Source organism: Chitinimonas naiadis (assembly GCF_054780835.1).
The window spans coordinates 553,771-574,166 of record NZ_BAAGVO010000002.1; the positions used below are offsets into that span (position 1 = coordinate 553,771).

Genomic DNA, 20,396 nt, shown 5'->3' on the forward strand with positions numbered 1-20,396 from the left:
CGTTCGCGGTAGAGTGCAAATATCGGAACTACTTTTCGGAATAGCCGAACAATGCTCAAGCTCGATGGCATCGCCAGCTTCGTGGCCGTCGCGGAATCCGGCTCGATCAGCGAGGCAGCAAGGCGCCTCAATTTGTCCAAATCGGTCGTCAGCGAGCGTCTGGCGGATATCGAGCAGGTATTGGGCGCCAGCCTGTTGCATCGCACGACCCGCAAGGTGGGCCTGACCGAGGATGGCAGCGCCTTCCTCACGCGGGCGACACGCATCCTGCGCGAAGTGGAAGAGGCGGCAGCCGACATGGCCGAGCGGCGTGGCAGCCTGATTGGCCCCCTGCGGATCTCCGCGCCAGTTACCTTTGGGCGTATGCATCTGGGGCCGGCGCTTTATCCTTTCCTGGCACAGCACCCCGAGCTCGCGCTGACACTGGACCTGGACGACCGGCGGGTGGAGGTGGCGGCAGAGGGTTACGATGCCGTCGTGCGCAGTGGCGTGCTGGACGATTCCCGGCTGATCGCCTGGCAACTGGCGCCCAGCCGGCGCGTGCTGGTGGCCTCGCCCGCCTATCTGGTACGACATGGCCTGCCACGCACGCTGGATGCGCTGCGCGATCATCGTGGGATCTTTTATCTGAACCGGGGAGCAGCCGATTGGCGCTTTCTTGGCCCCGAAGGTGTGACGGTGGCGCGTGCCACGGTGGCGCTGCGGGTCAATAACGGCGACATGATGCGCGACGCTGCCCTCGCGGGTCTGGGCATCGCGCTACTGCCGACCTTCATCTGCGGGGCCGATATACAGGCAGGCAAGCTGCAGCTAATCGATGTGGGTGTACAGGCAGCGGTCGAGTCGATCTACATCGCCCATCCGGAGGGCCGCAATGCCTCGGTCAAATTGCGAGCCTTTGCCGATTGCTTGCGGGCGGCCATTGGCGATCCGCCGTACTGGGACGCCTGGGATCGCAGCGTCTAGATGCTGGGCATGCTAGGTGGAACAGGGTGTATTGCGTAGAATTCATGCCATCTTGATCGCTACCTGTATGAAGAAGTCCGCCATGAATACCGATAATGTCGCTACGCCATATTCTTCTCTGAGAGAGAGCGGGAGAATAAATCTGGTCAATGCGGTGCCGCTTTCTGGCCCGATGGCGATTTACGTCGAACCAACCAATATCTGCAACTTCAAATGCATTTTTTGCCCTGAGTCCTTCGATAACTACAAAGAGAAGGCGGGAGGGTTGTTCCAGATGGGGTTGGATGATTTCAAGGCAATTGCCGGTCAGATCAAGGCATTTGGAACGGTGAAAACCCTGAATTTCTATATGATGGGTGAACCCTTTGCTAATAAATCACTCATTGATTTTATATCACATGCAAAACTGATCAATATTGCAGAGCGTGTCATCGTTACGTCGAATGGAACGTTGATTCGGCCTGAGCGATATGAGGCCATATGCGCCAGTGGACTCGACTATCTGAGAGTTTCTATATATGGCGGCAACGAGACGGCGCATAAATTCAATACCAAGAGCCCGTATCGTCTTGAGAAAATACGGGAGAATGTTTCTGGATTGAAATCGTTCCGGGATGGCTTGGGGCAGGCGACCCCATATATTTATGTCAAGATGATAGAGTCGAAGGTCGTGGCGGAAAATGAAGACTTTCTTCGGTATTTTGAAAATGTTGGCGATGAGTTGAGCTTGGAAGCGGTCATGAACTGGAATGATCCGCAGGAGGGTAATCTTGCCTTTACGGAAACAGCTTCCTTGCTGCAGACAAAATATTTTGCGCACAAGAAAGCGGTTTGCCCATTTCCATTTTATACATTGGTCATCCATTCAGATCTCAATGTAAGCGTATGTTGTGTGGATTGGGATAAGAAAGCCGTGATAGGTAACCTGCGCGAAGAGTCCTTGCAGGAAATGTGGCGAGGCACCCGGTTGAGGGAGTTCCAGTTGAAGCATTTGCAGCACAAGCGGCATGAATTGAGCAGTTGCCAGAATTGCACCTATCTCCACACAGCGCCAGATAATTTGGACGCCTTGCTGCCAGATACCTACCTCGATCGATTGAGTCCAGAGTTGGGTTGATATTGCACTTTATGCTGATCAGAAACGAGCGCGGAAGTCGATGATGAATTTACCGGATACTGATCGCCAGGCGTATGTGGTGTATGGGTTTGGGCAGGCAGGAAGAGCAACGGTGGACGCCATGCTCGATAGCGATGTCGATGTGTGCTTTATCCTCGACAGGAAAAAAGGCGATGAAAGCTATCGAGGCGTACCCGTCCTGACGCCTGATGCATTCTCGGCAATCGGCTCAAAGGCAAATTTTTCCTGCGTGGTAGCCTTGCATAACCATTATGTGGATATGGCCGAGTTGTTTGGAGAGCTGAAAGCTTTGGGATTCTCTGAACTGTTAACACTGGTCCAGTTTATCAGGCGTGTGCCCACCGTGAAGTTCAGCTCATACTGGCTGGATACCAGTTTCGATTATTCGAGCGCTGCCGAGAACTTGACCTGGTTTAGAGATTTACTCTCGGACAAAGACAGCAAGTCATTACTGGATGCAATCATTCAGTATCGCCTTCACGGGGCAGTGAATGATTGTCCGGTTCCAAGCATTCATGACGAATATGTCCCCGAGGACTTGCCACGTTATCATGAACCACTGCGTTTGATAGATTGTGGTGCTTGCTTTGGCGTTGCCGTGGAAAAGATGCAATCTGCCGGTTACGAGCTCGATGCCGTGGCGGTATTCGAGCCGGACCCGGGGAATTTTGAGAAATTGGGTCAGAAACGTTTTGGGCAGGCAGAGATCATTCGCTTCCCCTTGGGTGTATGGTCGTCAAACATCCAGTTGAGATTTGATGCGCAGGGCACGATGGGGAGCGCGATTGGCGATGCGGGAGGGATGATGATTCAGTGCGCAAGCATCGATAGCTTGCTGCCTGACTTCAAGCCTAATCTGATCAAGATGGATGTAGAAGGGGCTGAGCTGGAAGCATTAAAAGGCGCTGAGCTGACACTGCGTGAATGCAGCCCCGACTTATGTATCTCGCTATATCACTTGCCAGGACATTTGCTCGAGATACCCATGTATCTTGCTGCCTTGGGGCTGGACTATTCCTATCATTTGCGTGTGCATGAATTCAATACCTTTGGTACGGTCTTGTATTGCCGTCGCAAGCACTAGCAACTCACGATAGTGGCGTCACCCTGATTGGGGTGGTCCGGCTACCCGTTTGGAGTGACGTAGCGCCTAATGTAGCCTCTTATCAGGGCTCTCGTCGCCCAACGAGCAGGCCAGAAAATTGAGGGGGTATCGGTTATTCACCGATACCCCCTAAAGCAATTTCTCAGTAATACGCCGGATTCTTACAGCGAGCGCAGGAAGGCCAGTATGGCTTCGCGATCCTGGGCCGAGAAAGCCTCGTAGCGCTGACGGCTCTTCTCTGCTTCACCGGCATGCCACAGGATGGCCTCCTGCAGGGTGCGGGCGCGACCGTCATGCAGGTAGCCGACCTTGCTGTCGCCTTCCTGTACCTTGGCGGTATAGCCGATCCCCCACAGTGCCGGCGTGCGCCACTGACGACCGTTGGCCTTGCCTTCCGGCAGGTTGTCGGCCAGGCCGTCACCCATATCGTGCAGCAGCAGGTCGGTGTACGGGCGGATGGTCTGGTTACGCAGCTCGGCGAAGGGGTGGTTGTTGCCAGTCTTCATCTCCGGGGTGTGGCAGGCCACGCAGTTGGCGGTGGCAAAGGCCTTGCGGCCAGCTGCCACCTGGGCCGGGTTAACGATGTGTTCCGGTAGCGGCGCCACCCCCTTAGGGAAGCCGCTCTCCAGGCTGCGTTGCGCCGGCACGGCCAGCAGGGCCATGTATTGCGTGACCCTCTGCAGTTCGGCCTCGGTCACGCCAGGCTCACCCACCCCGCTGCGGCAACCGGCAACACCGGCATGGCAGGACTTCTTGGGGTAGACCGGCGACGTCACCGACATATCGTGCAGCAGGGCCGATGCAACCTGGTCGCGCAGTGTGGCCTTGGATGCCTTCCAGCCGAAGCGGCCCAGGCGCACTTGGCCCGATTCCGGATCGAAGACATAGTTGGCCACGCCCTTGACGCCATCGGCATCGGGCGTGCTGCGGGCACGTGCCACGATGTCGGCTTCCGGAATCGCTTCCAAGAGGCCGGTACCGATCATGGGTTGGGCGCTACGTACCGAATACAGCGCAGGTACGGGGCCATCGAATGCCAGGCGCGGCTTGCGCAGCTCAACCCGGGTACCGTCGTTGAGCAGCACGGAACGGGTATCGAACCCGACCACGCGAACACCATTGCCCCAGTCCTGCAGGGTGCCGGTAGCGGACTTGGCATTCATCTGGATGCTGGCACCGTACAGGCCGTGCGGATAGAGCTTGCCGTCAGCGCCCAGTTGCGCCGTCTTGACGTTCATATTGTCCAGACGCTGGTTCAGGTCGGTAAGCGCATTGCTGCGGCCGTTGTTGGTGTGGCAGCCCACACAGGTCGACTGGCTGAAGAAAGGCCCCGCTTTGTTCTGGGCTGCCGTGTACACATCGTTGCCAGCCTCGGTGTGCTTGCCGGTGAAGAAGTCCGTATGAATCAGGCGACGGCCTTCGACAAAGCGCTGCATGTTCTGCATGCCGATATTGTTATGCGGCTGCTGGAACATGAAACTGCCGTTGTCCGAATAGTTGTAGGACACCGAACCATCGCCGCCCGACAACGTTTCCGCCGGCAGCGCGGCGTTCATCAACCGCGGTTGTACGCCGTAAGACGGGCGCAGGCCCACGCCGACGACATAGGTCCATTCGCCTGCATAGTAGCGGATGCCACCGTCGTCGCCGATGCTCTGCATGACCTCCTTGGTCGAGAAGAACGACGGCGAAACCTCGATGACATCACCAACGAGCAGCGCACGGCCCGGCACATTCTTGCCATTGGGCATGCCATCCGCGCCGATATCGCCATGGCCGGGGTAGCCGTCCACGGTCAGGCTGCAACCATTGTTGAGCACATTGGCGCTCAGCAGCTTGCCATTGGCGGGGTAGGCCACGGCAGGGCAGAGTGTCAGGCTCTTGTCCGCCAGCTCACCTGGGGCCATCCAGCCATAGCCGGTGACGCCAACCCGGTCGAAGGCACGGAACCAGGCCACGCCACCAGGCAACTGGGCCTGCGTGAAGTACTGGTTGACCCGCAACTTGGGCTTGGTCACACCGGCGACGCGGCTGTTGTCGATGATCTCGAAACCCCAGGTGCGGTTCTTGAAGTACTGGGGTACGAAGGTCAGGAAGTTACCCGGTCCCTTGTCGACCGGCTTGCCGGCGGCATCGACCGTCTCGTTCGGGCCGTAGCCGGCCTCGTTCCAGTCCTCGCCACGTTCGCGACCATGGCGGGCCAGGCCGCGCACGCCAAAGCGCGTCACCAGCGTGCCGTCAGGCAGGCTGAACTGCAGGGTTTCGATCGGGTCCTGTGGGGTATAGAGCGGGGTCAGGGTCTCGTTGCCAGTTGGCACGTTGTAGGCAACCGGCGTTTGCAACTGCAGTGAGTTGTCCGCGCCAGGGGCACGCACCTCGACCTCGAACAGCGAGTAGCCGTAAGGGGTAGAACGCTTGACGCCCTGGATACGCAGGTAGCGGCCCTTCGCACGCAAGTTGAACAACTCCTCGGTACCGCCCTTGCTGCCATAGACATGGCGCACCGCGGTCCAGTTCTGGCCGTCGGTTGAGACCTGGACCTCATACTCGGTCGCGTGCGCGTTCTCCCACACCAGCTTGAGGTAGCCAATGTCACGATTGACGCCAAGGTCGATCTGCAACCAGGCGTTATCGACCTGGGCACTGGCCCAGCGGGAAGCCAGGTTGCCGTCGATGGCCTTGTCGGCACCCAGACCACCGTTCTCCACCGCAGACGAGGTCGCACCAACGGGCACCAGCACCGCGCTGGGCGCCGTAGGTTGGGTCGGCGTGGTGGGCTCGGTGGGTTGGGTCGGTTGCGTGGGCTGGGTCGGCTGGCCGCTGCTAGGCGAGCCGGTATAAGCCTGGATCTCGAAGATCGAGTAGCCATACTGCGTGTTGCGCTTGATGCCCTGCATGCGCAGATAACGGCCGCTGGCGCTCAGGTCTCGCAGGTTTTCCACGCCACCGGTGCTGCCGGTGATGGTGCGTACCGTCGTCCAGTTGCTGCCGTCGTTAGATACCTGTAGTGCATAGCTCTCTGCGCGGGCGTTTTCCCAGTTGATCTGCAGGCGGGTAATGGTAACGCTCTTGCCGTAGTCCAGCGTCAGGAACTGGTTGTCGGCAAAGGCGCTGCCCCAGCGCGTGTTCAGGTTCTTGTCGATGGCCTTGTCGGCACTCAGATCACCACGTTCCTGGCCACTGGCGCTGGCGCTGACGGGTGTCAACTCCGTTTCGGCACCGGTGCTCTGGAAGGGCAAGTTGACATATAGCTGGCCGAGTTCGGTCAACTGGCCGCTGGCGCCGAGCAGGTTCACGTTCGGTACATTGTTGGCACGGCCGGAGAACCAGGCATAGCGTGCCACGGCGGGCTCACTTTCGAGGTAGGCCACCGCATCAGTCATGTACTGCTTCTGGACCGCCAGCGTGATGTCCGAGCGTGGTTGCTTGTCACCACAGGCGAACTCGGTAATCCAGATCGGCTTTTGGTATTTGCGATAGCGATCCACGATGAACTTCAGTGCCGGTACGTCACAGGCATACCAATGCACCGGGATAAAGTCGATCTGACAGTCCTTGCAGTTGGCAAAGAACGCGTCGAGGTAGGCGATCGGGTCGGTATAGGTCACGCCGTTTTCGCTGACGCAATCATTACCGCCGCAGTAGTTCACAGCCGGCGCACCGAGCAGCAGGCCGCGTTGCTTGGCGACAGCCTGCAACACCGGCCACAGCGAGGCGGCCTTGCTCGGTACCATATTGGCTTGCGACTTGAAATTAGGCTCATTGAAACCCAGCAGGTATCGGGTACCGGCCGGGATGGCGGCGAGCAGATCCGCCTGGGTAGGGTTGCCACCCCAGGCCATCGGTACAAACTCCACACCGCTGGTCGAATAGCTGGCGGCAACGCCAGCTTCCGGCTTAGGTGCCCAGTTGGCCCACCAGGCAAGGCCCGGTGCCAGCACGGCCAGGTCGGCCGCGCTATGTTCGCCATAGGCCAGGCCGCGCTTGGCACTCTTCTGTGCAGTTACCACCGCTGCACTCGCCGGCGGTCTTGCCTCGCTGGCGCTCTTGGGCGGCGTATTGGCTTGATCTTCTGATCCGCCACAGGCGCTGAGCGCCAAACTCAGCAACAGGGTAGCGAGTAGCTGCCATCCCGGTTGCCGTCGAATTTCCCCGAACTGTGTCATCCCCATGTCTTTCCCCTTGGATCCCTTGCGCAATACCGATCAGGCATGCGCCGCACCTCCATGAGTGGAAGCGGTTCCAAAATGATAGCGTCATGATTTACAAATGACTAATGAATAATTTACTACTGGTTTACACATTACATTTACATATCAAGCGCTTGAATTGCGATCGATAAAAGAAGGATGGCAGCGAAAATCCTGCCTTTCAATGACATTGACAATTTTCGGCACTATGAATGGCGCTAATATCTGGTCGCCATTGTTCGAGATAGAGGGCATACCCGATTCGCGTAATCTGTAAGGGGTATGCCTTCTGAAAGATGGCCTTACCGGGCGGCGCCCTGTTGCTCAAGCCAGTCTTGCAGCGAAATACGACCTATCCGAGCACCCGGCCCCGCGGTAAGTGTCTGGTCATTGAGCCGGCTACCAAAATACCGCGCCTCATCATCCCGCACCACTTCGCGTGGGTCATGGTTGGCTTGCAGTGCGCGGCTTACCCAATCATTGAGCGGGATAGCCTCGGGGCCGGCAACTTCGCACGTGCCGTTCAGGGCGGGCCGCACGGCAATATCGGCCAGCGTTTCGACCACATCGGTCGCGGCCACCGGTTGCAGCTTGGCCGACGTCACCCGTACTGCCTGACCGACAGTGCTGACGTAGGCAATCGACGCCGCGAATTCAAAGAACTGCGTGGCCCGCAGGATGGTGTAGGGGACAGGGCCGGCCTTGATGAGCGCTTCCTGCGCGACCTTGGCGCGCAGATAGCCACCATCCGGCGCGCGCTCGGACCCAACCACCGACAAGGCCACATGGTGGCGCACGCCGGCAATCGCCTCGGCCCGGAGCAGGTTGCGGGTCGATGCGGTGAAGAACTGCATCACCGCCTCATCCTCGAAGGACGGCGAGTTGGTGACATCCACCACCACCTGCGCCCCTGCCAGCGCCTGGGTCAGGCCTTCGCCCGTCACCGCGTTGACGCCGGAGGAAGGAGAGGCCGATACCACCTCATGACCTGCCTCTTGTAAGAGTGCCTTGAGTTTCTGCCCGATCAGGCCGCTACCACCGATGATCACGATTTTCATGTCGAGTCCTTTGTCAGTAAACGGACGGCGACACTGTGTAACCATCCATACCTAGCAAGACGGTGGAGGAAGAGTGCTTGTGACAGGCGGGGGAAAATAGATCTGTTCTGATGTGAGGGCAAAAACCGAGGCCTTGTACCCTTATCGTCCGAGAGGCTATTTATGGTACGCGAGCCGATAGGGCTGCTCGAAGTTGGTCAGCAGCGATTGTAGGAAAGTCAGGTTGATGGTGTCGACATCGCTTTGCGGCCAACCGACCCACAAGCAGGTGTGGTTCCCTCCGCGCCCTCAGACATGAGGATGGAAACCGCTTCCCATTGCGCTTGTGAGCTCACCAGTTTCGGCCGAGCAAGTCCTTCAAGGCAGCGTTATCTAGCATTGAATCGATCAGCAGTTGTTTGAGGCGACTATGTCGACGGGCTGCTCTTGATCGACCAGCGGACCATGTCTTTTCGGCCTTTTCGGCAGCAAACCAGGCAGAAGCGGTCACCAGCAGCTTGGTATGCCAGAAGCGATTAGTTCTCGCCGGAATCCGCATCTTTTTGTCTGCAAATACCTTGATCATAAGGCGATAAAAAGCACTTGATCCAGTACTTGAAAAAACAAAGCGCGATCCCTACTTCGACCTTGTCCTACGCAGGACTTTCTACTCGGAAAGGAGTCATATCATGTATGGAACATCCATGAGCTTTCCCGGCGGAATCTTCGGCGAACTGGAGCGTATCAGCCGTGAGCTGGACGCGATGTTTAGCCAGCCGGGCACGTCGCAAGGCATCCGAGCCGCAGCTGGCGGCGCCTTCCCCGCGGTGAATATCGGCAACACACCAACGAGTACCGAAGTCTACGTGTTTGCGCCGGGGGTCGACCCCGCGAGCATTGATCTAGTGCTCGAAAAAGGTGTGCTGACAGTCGCGGGCGAGCGTCCGGATGACCTTCCTGAAGAGTCGGAAAGATTGAGCGTTTTCCGCCGCCAGCGATTCCACGGCAAGTTCCGCCGCGCCATCACGGTTCCGGATGATATCGACACGGATCAGGTGACGGCGAACTATCGGGATGGCGTACTTGCGGTCAGCCTCAAGCATAGCGCGGCCGCTCAACCCAAGCACATCACCATCAAGTGAGCCTATCTACCGTTGGAGGATACGATCATGAGCGACAAGCAAGCCAAGACCGTCCTGAATACCGATGCGCCGGCCATTCAGCCACGCATTGATGTCTTCGAAGACGCTACAGGCATAACCCTGCTTGCAGATGTGCCTGGGGCAAATACGGACTCGCTGGAATTGAAGCTCGAAAGTAGCAATCTGATTCTGGAAGCGGCCGTAGTCACCTGGCTACCAAGCAGTCTCGAATCAGCCTATGCCGAGGTGAGGGTGCCCCGCTATCGGCATGCCCTTGAGCTCAGCCGGGAATTGGACACCGAGCACATCGATGCGCTACTCAAGGATGGCGTGCTGAAACTGCGAATTCCAAAGCTGGCGCACGCACAGCCCAAGCGCATCGCGATCCAGCACGGGTGAGTGAAGGAGGGACGTGCGATGAACCTGGTTCACGACTGGAAGCAGGGGCTCAGCCAGTTCTGGGCATCTCTATCTGACGGATGGGCAAAACTCCGCGAACGAGCGGATGGCGCCCTTACCTACTACTCACCTGACGCCCGCGATGCTGTCCCCAAACAGGCCGATGGGACCAGATTACCGGTTTCATCCTGGGCTTATCTCGCTGTGGATGTCTACGACGACAGTGACAAGATCGTTGTTCGCGTCGAAGCACCAGGCATGGCGAGGGAGGACTTCTCGTACACGGTATTGTCCAATATGTTGACCGTGTCCGGCGCCAAACGATTCGAACGTAATAGCGCAGAGAAGAACTATCGCGTTCTGGAATGTGCCTATGGCAGTTTCCAGCGCATGGTGCCATTGCCCGCTGCGGTCGACGTTGAGTCTGCCAGCGCGAGTTATCGAGACGGCGTGCTAAGGATCGAACTCCCGAAGCTACGTAACGATAACACCCGCCGAATTTTCGTGCGGCAGGGCTAACAAAGGCGGGGCGGAGACGCCCCGCTTTTAAATGGCGGAGCTACCTCATCCTCGGAAAAATAGGGAATAAACCACGATTTTTTTAGATATTAATCGTGGGCTATTCCCTATTTTCCGCCCTATTTTTCGCGGCGACGGCACCATTTCAGCAGACGGCTGAGCGAGTCCTCGGCGCTCTCCGGTTTTGCGTAGGCGATCTTGCCCGGCACGCTCAACAGGACCTCGGTACCGCCGGTAGTATCCTGTTTGATTTGCAGTTGTGCATTGATCTGTCCGGCGCGCTCGCGCATGCCGGATATACCCCAACGGCCGGAGGGTTGCTTGCCCTCTCTGATTGATACGGGGATGCCTGTGCCGTTGTCCTGGATATGGATCGCAAGCCGTTCTGGCGCGAATGCCACAGTCAGCTTGATCTGGCTTGCCTGAGCATGGCGGAAGGCATTGCTCAATGCTTCTCGGGCAATGTTGTAGGCTTCCTCTGCCACCTCAGTCGTCAGGTTCCGCGGCTTCCCCTTTATTTGCAGGGAAAATGTGTCCGGCACGTCCGACGCCAGACGGTAACCTACCTCAGCCAGTGCAGCAGCGAGGCCGCTCTCCAGATTATGCGCAGAGCGCAATGCCATGACCTGGTTTCGGCCCTCCACCAACATGCCTTCGGCCTGGGCCATAATCGCTTCTGCCCTATCCCGTCCCTGCTGGTCGAGTGGGAGGCGATCGGTCAGTAGCTGAAAGCGCAGAACCATGGCTTGCATGCCTTGCAGCAGCGTATCGTGCAGTGCTCGTGCAATCCGTTCCCGCTCCGCCAGCCGGATTTTCGCCTGCAGTAGCAGTTGTCGAACTCGCCATTGGTAAAGTGCGGCAGCCAGCATGACGAGCAGCGCCAGACACAACACCAGAAAGAGTCGGGACTGCCAGAAGGTTGGCGCTATGCTGAAGGCCTGGGTATCGCCCACATTGTTCCAGACCCCGTCCTCGTTACTCGCGACGACGCGGAATCGGTATTGGCCCGGTCCTAAATTGGTGTAGTAGGCCGTGCGCCGGGTTCCGGCGTCCTGCCATTCCTTGTCCACGCCTTCGAGTCGATACTTGAATCGAACGCGCTCCGGCATGCTGTAACTGAGCGCGGTGTAGGCGATCTGCAGGTTGTTGCTACCCGCAGGCAGCTCGATGGCATCGCGCTTGGGGTAGTAATGGTGGTCCGCCTCAATGCCAAGCAAATGCACCGGCGGTGGGCGAGGATTCCGGGGGAGCTGGCCTGGTTGCAGCCAGGCAACGCCGGTATTGCCAACCACCCACAGTTTTCCGTCCTTATTGAGCAGCGCGGAGTTTGTGAGCGTCAGGTTTTGAGCGCGACCAGGGTAGCCGTCCAGGGCATCGAACAGCTCGTATCTCAATGCCTGGTCAGTGCCATTGATGGCCTTTTGCCAATCTTCGGCCTTTACATGCACCAGTCCCTTGGTACCGTTCAGCCAATAATCGCCATCGGGTGTCGTCACCGCGCCGGAGACATGCATCAACACTTCTGGATCATCCGCCTTGATAGGAAAGAATCTATCTCCCTTCAGTACCGACGTACCTTTGTCACTAGAGACCAACAGATCCTTGGCGGCGAGAAGATAAAGGGTAAGGCCGTTGTCCAGACCATCCTGCTTGGTGTAGCGCCGCTGCTTGCCGTGTGTGTAACGGATAAGCAGATTGTCCCGATAGCCCAACCACACCGAGCCGTCTGCGTCGGCGGCGAGAGAGACAGGAGAGGGCGGAAGCCCGAGCTGTTCGGCACTTTCCCAAACGCCGTCCGTATAGCGGTATAGGGCCGGCGGCAGTGTTCTGACCCAGATGCTACGGCCGTCGTCGACTATCGTCGTTACGCCCTGGTATTCCGGGCGGGAGTAGGGGTGGACGGTAACCGCGTCAGGCAGGGGGATGACCTCGACTTTGCCATCGCTACGGCGAGAGAGGCTTTTGGTTGTCGCCACCAGAAGATGACCGTCTCTGCTGGAGGCAATACTCATACCTAGCGGGTCGCCAGGATAAGCCAAAGGTCCGGCAGCATCCGTTAATTGCCAAAATCGTTCTTGTTTGAGGTTGTTGTAAGCCCAAAGGTGGCCGTCGCCGTCCGCGGCCAGTTCGGTCCTGCCTGCGAGCCCTGGCGCCGGATAAGTATTCAGTTTCTTTTTCCGAAAACGCTCGAGTCTGTCCCACGCGACCAACCAGATATTCCCCTCAGCATCCTCAAGTGTGACCAGGCTCTTTGCCTCGGCTGCTTGCGTATGCTGACCGATCTGGCTGCTGTTGCGGCGATCAGGCTGCAAATTTACCCGGTCTTTGACGTACTTCGCGGGAATGCGGCAGGGCATCCCACCGCAATCGACTGCCCAGTAGTTACCTTCTCTGTCGAACAAACTGTAATGGCCTGTTGACGCGTTAATCCACTCGGAGCGCACACTGGCGCTTGGCGCAGTCGGTGCCGATACACGTTGCGCCCGTCCAGGGTCACCGATCCAGACACTGCCATCGGGGCCATCAATGAGGCCACTGTTCTTCAAGCTTGATGGGTGCTCGCGGAACCGCCCCGCCTCCCGATCATACCGGTAGGTGTTTTGACCATTGGCTGCCCAGAGCGTACCGCGCTGATCAACAAAGATATTCTCGGTGTAGCCACTGGGGATGCCTTGATGGGGGCCCAGTTTTTCCCATGTTTTCCCCAAGAGACGGAATAAGCCCTCGGCGCCAGCTACCCAGGGTGTGCCGTCGATATCCACGGCGATTTCGTAGACCAAACCAATGGAGGACGGTTGTCGGGGATGGTGCTCGAGTCTGCCATTGTGTAAGCGGCTGAGGCCGCCGCTGACATAGCTGATCCAGAGGTCGCCATCAGGCGCGGCAAACAAGGTACCGATCCGTCTGCCCAGCAGTGCTTCGCCAGGGAGGGGCTTGAAGCTTTCAAAGCGGACACCATCAAAGCGGTAGAGGCCACTGTCCGTGGCCAGCCATATCCAGCCATCTCGGGTCTGTGCAATATTGCTGATACCGCTGGGCGCACCTTGTTTGGTGGTCCAGACGTCCTGATGGTAGTCCAGCATCCGCACTGTGCTGCCTTGCGCCCAAGCTGTTACGGCGCTGATGGTGACCAACAGGTAGAGCCAGCGGAGGGAGGTCAGAATGGATGGCATGCTGTTGGCGTTGTACTAACGCAGCCTACCAAACTCTCCGTTCGGGCTGCAGAGAGATAGAGGCTGTTGATTGATGTAGCGGGTAGTTCGGAGGCGTTTGCTGGCACGCAAATGGGCAGGAATGGCTTGCAGCCACCGCATCCTATGTTGGTATCGGCTTGAAATCAACCGTGCTTAATAATTGCAAGCAAATCAAATGTATGCGCTTGGCCGCGGAGGTTTTTCTGATACGGGGAGCCCTTTGGAGCAGCTTGATCGGCCATCAGCTCAGGTTAGAACCACGGATATGCGGATTGTAAGTCAGTGGCTTGGTCCAGAAATGGGCCAGCCAAAGCAAAAGGACCCAGGTGCCAAAGCGCCTGGGTCCCTCTGTTTGTGGTGGGCCCGCACGGACTTGAACCGTGGACCAAAGGATTATGAGTCCTCTGCTCTAACCAACTGAGCTACAGGCCCGTAACCGGTTAGCCTTCGCTGGCCAGACTGTCGAGGAAGCTCTTCAGCCGTTCGGACCGCGTCGGGTGGCGCAGCTTGCGCAGTGCCTTGGCTTCAATCTGACGAATCCGCTCACGCGTCACGTCGAACTGCTTGCCAACTTCTTCCAGCGTATGGTCGGTATTCATTTCGATACCGAAGCGCATGCGCAGAACCTTGGCTTCACGCGGGGTCAGCGTGTCCAGCACGTCGCGGGTTGCGTCGCGCAGGCTGGCGTAGACCGCAGCGTCCACCGGGGCCAGGTTGTTCTGGTCCTCGATGAAGTCGCCCAGGTGCGAATCGTCGTCGTCGCCGATCGGCGTTTCCATCGAGATCGGTTCTTTCGCGATCTTGAGGATCTTGCGGATCTTGTCCTCGGGCATGTCCATGCGTTCGGCCAGGGTGGCCGGGTCCGGCTCGAGACCGGTTTCCTGCAGGATCTGCCGCGAGATGCGGTTCATCTTGTTGATCGTCTCGATCATGTGCACCGGAATACGGATGGTGCGGGCCTGGTCGGCGATCGAGCGGGTAATGGCCTGCCGGATCCACCAGGTGGCATAGGTCGAGAACTTGTAACCGCGGCGGTATTCGAACTTATCCACGGCCTTCATCAGGCCGATGTTGCCTTCCTGGATCAGATCAAGGAACTGCAGACCACGGTTGGTGTATTTCTTGGCGATCGAGATCACGAGACGCAGGTTGGCCTCGATCATTTCACGCTTGGCACGGCGGGCCTTGGCTTCGCCGGTGGACATCTGACGGTTGATTTCCTTCAGGTCCTTGATCGGCAGCATGGCGTTGGCCTGCAGCTCAGCCAGCTTGGATTGCTTTTCCATCACGGCGTGCTGGTAGCGTTCCAGAATGGCGGAATACGGCTTGCCGGAGGCGATTTCGTTCTTTACCCAGTCGAGATTGTCTTCGTTACCGGGGAAAGTCTTGATGAAATGCTCGCGCGGCATGCGGACCTTCTGCACGCAGATGTCCATGATCTCGCGCTCGTAGCCGCGGATCTCGTCCACCATGTTGCGCAGGCTGTCGCACAGGTTTTCGACCTGGCGGGCAGAGAAGCGGATCTTCAGGAACTCGGCCGAGACCTGCTCCTGCAGCACAGCGTATTGCTTGCTGTGCGGGCCGTGCTTTTCCAGGGCCTTGATCATCTTGTCGAACAGCTCACGGATCACGGCGAAGTGTTCCTGGGCCTTGTTCTTCAGTTCTTCAAGGTTGGCAGCGGCAGCGGCGGCGGCGGCGCCTTCGCTGTCTTCGTCGTCTTCGTCAGACGCGTCTTCCAGCGCCACATCCTCATCGCTGTCGGCATCGCTCAGTTCGGGCGGCGCGGCTTCTTCTTCAACAGCGTTGGGGTCGATAAAGTCGTCCACGACTTCGTCGATGCGGATTTCGTCGGCCAGCGCCTTGTCCACCATGCCAATGATGTGGCTGATGGTGGTGGGGCAGGCGGTGATGGCCTGGATCATGTGCTTGAGGCCGTCCTCGATCCGCTTGGCGATCTCGATTTCGCCTTCGCGGGTCAGGAGCTCAACCGTACCCATTTCACGCATGTACATACGGACAGGGTCGGTCGTGCGGCCGAAGTCAGAATCCACGGTCGAGAGCGCGGCTTCCGCTTCTTCGGCCACATCATCATCGGCTACGGCTGCAGGTGCCGAATCGGACATCAGCAACGATTCGGCGTCTGGCGCCTCATCGTAGACCTGGATGCCCATGTTCGTGATCATGCTGATAACGCCTTCGATCTGTTCGGCGTCCAGCATGTCTTCTGGCAGATGGTCGTTGATCTCGGCGTAAGTCAGGTAACCCCGTTCTTTGCCGAGCACGATGAGATTCTTGAAGCGGGCTTTGCGCGCTTCACTGTCGAGACGCGGTTCTGCGTCGCGCTTGGCTTCGGACTTGTCGAGCTCTTGATCTGCCGCCATCTGTGGATATCTCGATTTGGAACGGGGAAACCGCGAATTGTACCATGATCTACTAATGCGAGCACCTGTTCCTCGAAGAAAAACAGAGGGTTCGCTCGCTACCATGGCATCCGCAGGCCCCGAAGGGGTGTCTGCTAAAAGGGTCCGACATGAGCGGCCCTGACTTCATTTTAGGAAGCGCGAGGCCGCTTTGCGGAGAAAATTTACCTGCCCATCAATATCAACCGACCATACTCTTCACGCTCCTCGGCGCTCAGGCTGCCCATGCCGCCAGCGTTGATCTTGCTGTCCAGCTCCGCCTGTCTGCGCCGGACCTTGGGCTTCTCCATCAGCAGGAGGTAGCGTTGCAGGGCGTGATCCCAGGTCTGGGCCAGGATGGCATCCTCGCTGTCGCCGTAGGTATCACGGCTTCTGGCAAAGGCCCGGTCCAGCAAGGGAAAGCACGGGTCGTCCCGCATTGCATCCAGCAAATGTCCGGCTGCCGGTACTTGCGACAGCTCGCTGACATAGTCCGCCACGCGCTGGATGGCCCGCATCGAGGGGGTCATCGCCACGGTGGGTAGTTCGTTCTGTGGCAGCTCAAGGGCATACTTGGGGGCACTCACCAGTATCTGCAAGAGCTCGAATCCCAGGTCGCTTGCCTGCCGTGGCCCATCCGGTGGCGGGGCGCCCATCTCGGGTTCGTTCTTGCCACGCCACTTGCGCTTCTCTCCGCCCTGATTGTTGTCCCAGTTTTTCTTGGGCGCTTTCTGGGAGGGATATTGCTGTTGTTGCCTGGATTGCCCGCCACCCTGCTGCGGGTGGTGCGTCTGCTGGCTGGTCGCCGCGGGTGATCCGCCAAGCAGTTGCGCCACTTCGACTCCATCCAGGCCCGCCAGTTCACCGAGTTTCTTCCGGAGCAGGATGGACAGGGCAGGCGCCTTGACCTGGGCGGCCAGCGGCTTGGCCAGGTGCAGGAACTTGGCCTTGCCCTCGTCGGTGCTCATGTCGACCTGGCTGGCCAGTTCGCGGGTCATGAAGGCCACGAGGCCCAGGGCTTCCGTATCGACCAGTCCTTCGAAGGCATCCTTGCCGTATTCGCGGATATAGCTGTCGGGGTCGTGTTCGGCCGGCAGGAACAGGAAGCTCAGTGATTTGCCATCCGTAGCCAAGGCCAGGCTGTTTTCCAGTGCGCGCCAGGCCGCCTTGCGGCCGGCCTTGTCGCCGTCGAAGCTGAACACGACCTGGTCGGCCATGCGGGTCAGCTTCTTGATATGTTCGGGTGTGCAGGCGGTGCCCAGCGTCGCGACCGAATATTCGACGCCCAACTGCGCCAGGGCGACCACGTCCATATAGCCCTCGACCACCAGCACCCGGTTCTTCGCCCGGATGGATTGCCGCGCCTGCGGCAGGCCGTACAACTCCAGGCCTTTCTGGAACAACGGGGTTTCCGGCGAGTTGAGGTACTTGGGCTCGCCCTGGTCGAGGATACGGCCGCCAAAGCCGATCACCTGGCTCTTGCCGTCCATGATGGGGAAGATCACCCGGTCACGCATGCGGTCATAGCGGCGGCCGGAGTCGGCATGGTCGATGACGAGGCCGACTTCATTCAGTTGCGGGTTGGTGGCGTAATCGCTAAAGCATTCAGCCAGCGGGTGCCAGTTGTCCGGTGCGTAGCCCAGGCCGAAGCGGGCGGCAACCTGCCCGCTCAGGCCCCGGCGCTTGAGATAGTCGATCGCGCGCGGGCTGTTCTTGAGCTGCTCACGATAGAAGTGCATGGCCCGGGTGTTGAGTTCGACCAGGCTGATCTGCTGGGCACGGCGCGGGGCGTCATCCGGGCGGCCCTCGGTGCGCGGCACCTGCATGCCGATCGATTCGGCCAGCTTCTCCACCGTATCCGGGAAGCCCAGTCCCTCGTACTCCATCACAAAGCTGATCGCCGAGCCATGCGCGCCACAGCCGAAGCAGTGGTAGAACTGCTTGGTATGGCTGACCGTGAAGGAAGGGGACTTTTCCTTGTGGAAGGGGCAGCAGGCCGCATAATTCTGGCCGGCCTTCTTGAGCGGCAGATAGCGCTCAACGACCTCGATGATATCGAGGCGGTTGAGAAGGTCCTGAACGAATTCTTCCGGAATACGGGCCATGGGGCTTTCAGCGTAAGCGCAGGCCGGAGCCTGCGCAGTTGCCGGGTGCGGCGTGTTACTGGATGCGGGCCTTGACCAGCACGGATACCTTGCTCATGTCGGCGCGGCCGGCAAGCTTGGGCTTGATATCGGCCATGATCTTGCCCATGGCGGCAACGGTGGCGCCGTGGGTGGCGATGGCGGCATCCAGGATGGCGGTGATCTCGGCTTCATCGGCCTGCTGCGGCATATAGCCTTCCAGCACGACCATCTCGGCCTTCTCAATATCGGCCAGGTCCTGGCGCTTGGCGGCTTCGTACTGGCTGATGGAATCGCGACGCTGTTTTTGCATCTTGTCGATGATGGCAACGATCTGCTCGTCGCTCAGTTCGATGCGCTCGTCCACTTCCTTCTGCTTCATGGCGGCCAGCAGGAGACGGATCGTACCCAGGCGGGCGGTATCCTTTTCACGCATGGCGGTTTTCATGTCGTCGGTAATGCGTAGCTTGAGGCTCATGGCGGTCGCTCGAAGAAGTAGGTTGGAACGGAAAAACACAAGGCCGCCAGTATAAACCGGCGGCCCTGAGTGCGTTACCACGGAGGCAAGCCCCCGCGTGCGGTACGCGGAAAACGCTGCTTAGTAGTACTTCTTCGGCAGCATCTGGCTGCGAATGCGCTTGTAATGGCGCTTCACAGCAGCAGCGAGCTTACGCTTGCGCTCGGTGGTCGGCTTTTCGTAGAACTCGCGAGCGCGAAGTTCGGTGAGAAGGCCGGTTTTTTCCACCGCGCGCTTGAAGCGGCGCATGGCTACTTCGAACGGCTCGTTTTCCTTGACGCGTACGTTAGGCATGAAGATCAGTCCTGCTTTCTAACTGAGAAAGTTAATAAAAAAATACTGCGGACTAGGATTTTAACAGCGTCAAACCCTGCTTGGCAAATAAAAGCCTGATTTGCAAGGGGTTTGCGGCTTCGGTGCCCGGTTTCGATGTCGGTTGCCGACGGCTACGACGATCAAAACATCAGGGCCAAGGATCAGTAGCTGCTTTTCTTGCACTCGTTCTGCAGCTTGCGCAGGAGCTGCAGGCGTTGCGGCAGGATAGTGCCGGCATCGGCCGCCGCGATCAGCGCGCAGCCTGGCTCCCGCTCATGGCGGCAGTTCTGGAAGCGACACTGGCCAGCGTAATGGCGCAGCTCCGGGAACAAGCTGATCAGCCGGTCGGCCGGCAGGTGGCGTAGACCGAATTCCTGCAGGCCCGGGGAGTCGATCAGCTCGCCGCCGTGCGGCAGGCGATACAGCGTGGCGTGCGTGGTGGTGTGCTTGCCAGAATCCAGCGCTTCGGAGATTTCGCGGGTGCGGGCTTGCACTTCGGGTAGCAGCGCGTTCACCAGCGTGGATTTGCCCATGCCGCTCTGACCCACGAAGACCGAGGTCTGGTCTTTCAGATAGGGCCACAGGGTCTCCACGCTCTCCTTGGCCGAGAGTTCGATCATGGGGTAACCCAGTGCCCGGTAGGGGGCGAGGGCTTGCCGGGCGGATTCGGTTTCCGGCAGATCGGCCTTGTTTAGCAGGATCAGGATGCGGATATCGGCATCCTCGGCCGCGACGGTGCAGCGGCTCAGCAACTCTTCATAGAAGCTGGGGACGGCGGCCAGGACCACGATGATCTGGGTCACGTTGGCGGCGATCAGTTTTTCGCGCCACTCGTCGGAGCGGTACAGCAGGCTCTGGCGCGGCTGGGCGCGCTCAATCACGGCCTGTTCTTCGTTCAGGATGCCGATGTCGACCTTGTCGCCGACGGCAAAGTCGGTTTTCTTGCTGCGCGTGGTGGCCTTGTAGCGCCGACCGGATTCCAGTTCGACCAGAAAGGATTTGCCGTGAGCCTGGATGATGCGTGCGGTGTCAGTCATGCGCCCAGCGCATTCAGTTTGGCGGCGCAGACAAAGTCGTTACGGCTCAAGCCGTCTACCGAATGCGTGTCATACGCAACCTTGACGGTGTTGTAGGTCACGTGCAGCTCGGGGTGGTGGTCCACCTGGTGGGAGATGAAGGCCGACGCATTCACGAAGGCCAGCGTCTCGTAATAGTTGCCAAAGCGAAAGGTACGGGTCAGCTTGCCGGCGTCCACCGACCAACCAGCGACTTCCACCAGCAAGGCCTGGACTTCGGCATCCGTCAGCTTGGGGACGACGGCGGGGCATTTCTCATGTGCGAGCGACAAGGGG

16 protein-coding genes and 1 tRNA gene are annotated in these 20,396 nt (G+C 58.8%); 6 read left to right on the forward strand and 11 right to left on the reverse strand.

Annotated elements, in window-relative coordinates; genetic code table 11:
• The first annotated feature begins 51 nt into the window (after positions 1 to 51).
• From ACYVHK_RS04955 to ACYVHK_RS04965, 3 genes are all read left to right on the forward strand, one after another.
• Entirely contained in the window at positions 52 to 966 is a 915-nt protein-coding gene (locus ACYVHK_RS04955) for a LysR family transcriptional regulator (RefSeq protein ID WP_460528214.1), read from the forward strand.
• 82 nt (positions 967 to 1,048) lie between these two features.
• Complete coding sequence (locus ACYVHK_RS04960) at positions 1,049 to 2,083, forward strand: radical SAM/SPASM domain-containing protein (RefSeq protein WP_460528216.1); 1,035 nt, start codon at positions 1,049 to 1,051, stop codon at positions 2,081 to 2,083.
• A gap of 43 nt (positions 2,084 to 2,126) precedes the next feature.
• Entirely contained in the window at positions 2,127 to 3,188 is a 1,062-nt protein-coding gene (locus ACYVHK_RS04965) for an FkbM family methyltransferase (RefSeq protein WP_460528218.1), read from the forward strand.
• Between the two features lie 182 nt (positions 3,189 to 3,370).
• Here the strand turns inward: ACYVHK_RS04965 and ACYVHK_RS04970 are convergent, their stop codons facing one another.
• From ACYVHK_RS04970 to ACYVHK_RS04980, 3 genes are all read right to left on the reverse strand, one after another.
• Positions 3,371 to 7,375: a di-heme oxidoredictase family protein gene (locus tag ACYVHK_RS04970; protein ID WP_460528221.1), complete on the reverse strand. Its 4,005-nt coding sequence runs from the start codon at positions 7,373 to 7,375 to the stop codon at positions 3,371 to 3,373.
• Between the two features lie 326 nt (positions 7,376 to 7,701).
• Complete coding sequence (locus tag ACYVHK_RS04975) at positions 7,702 to 8,457, reverse strand: SDR family oxidoreductase (protein ID WP_460528223.1); 756 nt, start codon at positions 8,455 to 8,457, stop codon at positions 7,702 to 7,704.
• A 331-nt stretch (positions 8,458 to 8,788) separates the two neighbouring features.
• Positions 8,789 to 9,022, reverse strand: coding sequence for a hypothetical protein (locus ACYVHK_RS04980; protein WP_460528225.1), 234 nt, complete (start codon positions 9,020 to 9,022; stop codon positions 8,789 to 8,791).
• 103 nt (positions 9,023 to 9,125) lie between these two features.
• Between ACYVHK_RS04980 and ACYVHK_RS04985 the strand changes: the two genes are divergently transcribed.
• The 3 genes from ACYVHK_RS04985 to ACYVHK_RS04995 are packed head-to-tail and all read left to right on the forward strand — an operon-like array spanning position 9,126 to position 10,496.
• Entirely contained in the window at positions 9,126 to 9,578 is a 453-nt protein-coding gene (locus ACYVHK_RS04985; protein WP_460528227.1) for an Hsp20/alpha crystallin family protein, read from the forward strand.
• Positions 9,579 to 9,605: 27 nt separating this feature from the next.
• Entirely contained in the window at positions 9,606 to 9,977 is a 372-nt protein-coding gene (locus ACYVHK_RS04990; RefSeq protein WP_460528229.1) for an Hsp20/alpha crystallin family protein, read from the forward strand.
• A gap of 18 nt (positions 9,978 to 9,995) precedes the next feature.
• The gene (locus ACYVHK_RS04995) at positions 9,996 to 10,496 is read left to right on the forward strand and encodes an Hsp20/alpha crystallin family protein (protein ID WP_460528231.1); all 501 of its coding nucleotides are present in this window, start codon (positions 9,996 to 9,998) and stop codon (positions 10,494 to 10,496) included.
• Positions 10,497 to 10,615: 119 nt separating this feature from the next.
• On the opposite strand, the gene ACYVHK_RS05000 is transcribed toward ACYVHK_RS04995, so the two are convergent.
• From ACYVHK_RS05000 to ACYVHK_RS05035, 8 genes are all read right to left on the reverse strand, one after another.
• Positions 10,616 to 13,669: a sensor histidine kinase gene (locus ACYVHK_RS05000; RefSeq protein WP_460528233.1), complete on the reverse strand. Its 3,054-nt coding sequence runs from the start codon at positions 13,667 to 13,669 to the stop codon at positions 10,616 to 10,618.
• A gap of 376 nt (positions 13,670 to 14,045) precedes the next feature.
• A tRNA-Ile gene (locus ACYVHK_RS05005) sits at positions 14,046 to 14,122 on the reverse strand.
• 8 nt (positions 14,123 to 14,130) lie between these two features.
• On the reverse strand, positions 14,131 to 16,071 hold the full coding sequence (gene rpoD, locus ACYVHK_RS05010) for an RNA polymerase sigma factor RpoD (RefSeq protein WP_460528235.1): 1,941 nt from the start codon (positions 16,069 to 16,071) through the stop codon (positions 14,131 to 14,133).
• 203 nt (positions 16,072 to 16,274) lie between these two features.
• Positions 16,275 to 18,194 (reverse strand): DNA primase, encoded by a 1,920-nt coding sequence (dnaG, locus tag ACYVHK_RS05015; RefSeq protein WP_460528237.1) that lies wholly within the window; start codon positions 18,192 to 18,194, stop codon positions 16,275 to 16,277.
• 55 nt (positions 18,195 to 18,249) lie between these two features.
• A complete protein-coding gene (locus ACYVHK_RS05020; protein WP_460528239.1) occupies positions 18,250 to 18,690 on the reverse strand; it encodes a GatB/YqeY domain-containing protein in 441 nt (146 codons plus the stop codon).
• Between the two features lie 120 nt (positions 18,691 to 18,810).
• On the reverse strand, positions 18,811 to 19,023 hold the full coding sequence (rpsU, locus tag ACYVHK_RS05025) for a 30S ribosomal protein S21 (RefSeq protein ID WP_072427461.1): 213 nt from the start codon (positions 19,021 to 19,023) through the stop codon (positions 18,811 to 18,813).
• Positions 19,024 to 19,205: 182 nt separating this feature from the next.
• The gene (rsgA, locus tag ACYVHK_RS05030; RefSeq protein WP_460528241.1) at positions 19,206 to 20,081 is read right to left on the reverse strand and encodes a ribosome small subunit-dependent GTPase A; all 876 of its coding nucleotides are present in this window, start codon (positions 20,079 to 20,081) and stop codon (positions 19,206 to 19,208) included.
• Positions 20,078 to 20,392 carry a 4a-hydroxytetrahydrobiopterin dehydratase gene (locus ACYVHK_RS05035; RefSeq protein ID WP_460528244.1) on the reverse strand — a complete coding sequence of 105 codons (315 nt, stop codon included), beginning with the start codon at positions 20,390 to 20,392 and terminating at the stop codon, positions 20,078 to 20,080. Before ACYVHK_RS05035 ends, rsgA begins: the two co-directional genes overlap by 4 nt.
• Positions 20,393 to 20,396: the final 4 nt, after the last annotated feature.

What these genes read in the sequence shown, in the direction of transcription:
- ACYVHK_RS04980 (WP_460528225.1), bottom strand. Translation starts at nt 9,022, where the DNA reads ATGATCAAGGTATTTGCAGACAAAAAGATGCGGATTCCGGCGAGAACT.
- ACYVHK_RS05020 (WP_460528239.1), bottom strand. Translation starts at nt 18,690, where the DNA reads ATGAGCCTCAAGCTACGCATTACCGACGACATGAAAACCGCCATGCGT.
- dnaG (WP_460528237.1), bottom strand. Translation starts at nt 18,194, where the DNA reads ATGGCCCGTATTCCGGAAGAATTCGTTCAGGACCTTCTCAACCGCCTC.
- rsgA (WP_460528241.1), bottom strand. Translation starts at nt 20,081, where the DNA reads ATGACTGACACCGCACGCATCATCCAGGCTCACGGCAAATCCTTTCTG.
- ACYVHK_RS04965 (WP_460528218.1), top strand. Translation starts at nt 2,127, where the DNA reads ATGAATTTACCGGATACTGATCGCCAGGCGTATGTGGTGTATGGGTTT.
- ACYVHK_RS04990 (WP_460528229.1), top strand. Translation starts at nt 9,606, where the DNA reads ATGAGCGACAAGCAAGCCAAGACCGTCCTGAATACCGATGCGCCGGCC.
- ACYVHK_RS04970 (WP_460528221.1), bottom strand. Translation starts at nt 7,375, where the DNA reads ATGACACAGTTCGGGGAAATTCGACGGCAACCGGGATGGCAGCTACTC.
- ACYVHK_RS04955 (WP_460528214.1), top strand. Translation starts at nt 52, where the DNA reads ATGCTCAAGCTCGATGGCATCGCCAGCTTCGTGGCCGTCGCGGAATCC.
- ACYVHK_RS04975 (WP_460528223.1), bottom strand. Translation starts at nt 8,457, where the DNA reads ATGAAAATCGTGATCATCGGTGGTAGCGGCCTGATCGGGCAGAAACTC.
- rpsU (WP_072427461.1), bottom strand. Translation starts at nt 19,023, where the DNA reads ATGCCTAACGTACGCGTCAAGGAAAACGAGCCGTTCGAAGTAGCCATG.
- ACYVHK_RS04960 (WP_460528216.1), top strand. Translation starts at nt 1,049, where the DNA reads ATGAATACCGATAATGTCGCTACGCCATATTCTTCTCTGAGAGAGAGC.
- ACYVHK_RS04995 (WP_460528231.1), top strand. Translation starts at nt 9,996, where the DNA reads ATGAACCTGGTTCACGACTGGAAGCAGGGGCTCAGCCAGTTCTGGGCA.
- rpoD (WP_460528235.1), bottom strand. Translation starts at nt 16,071, where the DNA reads ATGGCGGCAGATCAAGAGCTCGACAAGTCCGAAGCCAAGCGCGACGCA.
- ACYVHK_RS04985 (WP_460528227.1), top strand. Translation starts at nt 9,126, where the DNA reads ATGTATGGAACATCCATGAGCTTTCCCGGCGGAATCTTCGGCGAACTG.
- ACYVHK_RS05000 (WP_460528233.1), bottom strand. Translation starts at nt 13,669, where the DNA reads ATGCCATCCATTCTGACCTCCCTCCGCTGGCTCTACCTGTTGGTCACC.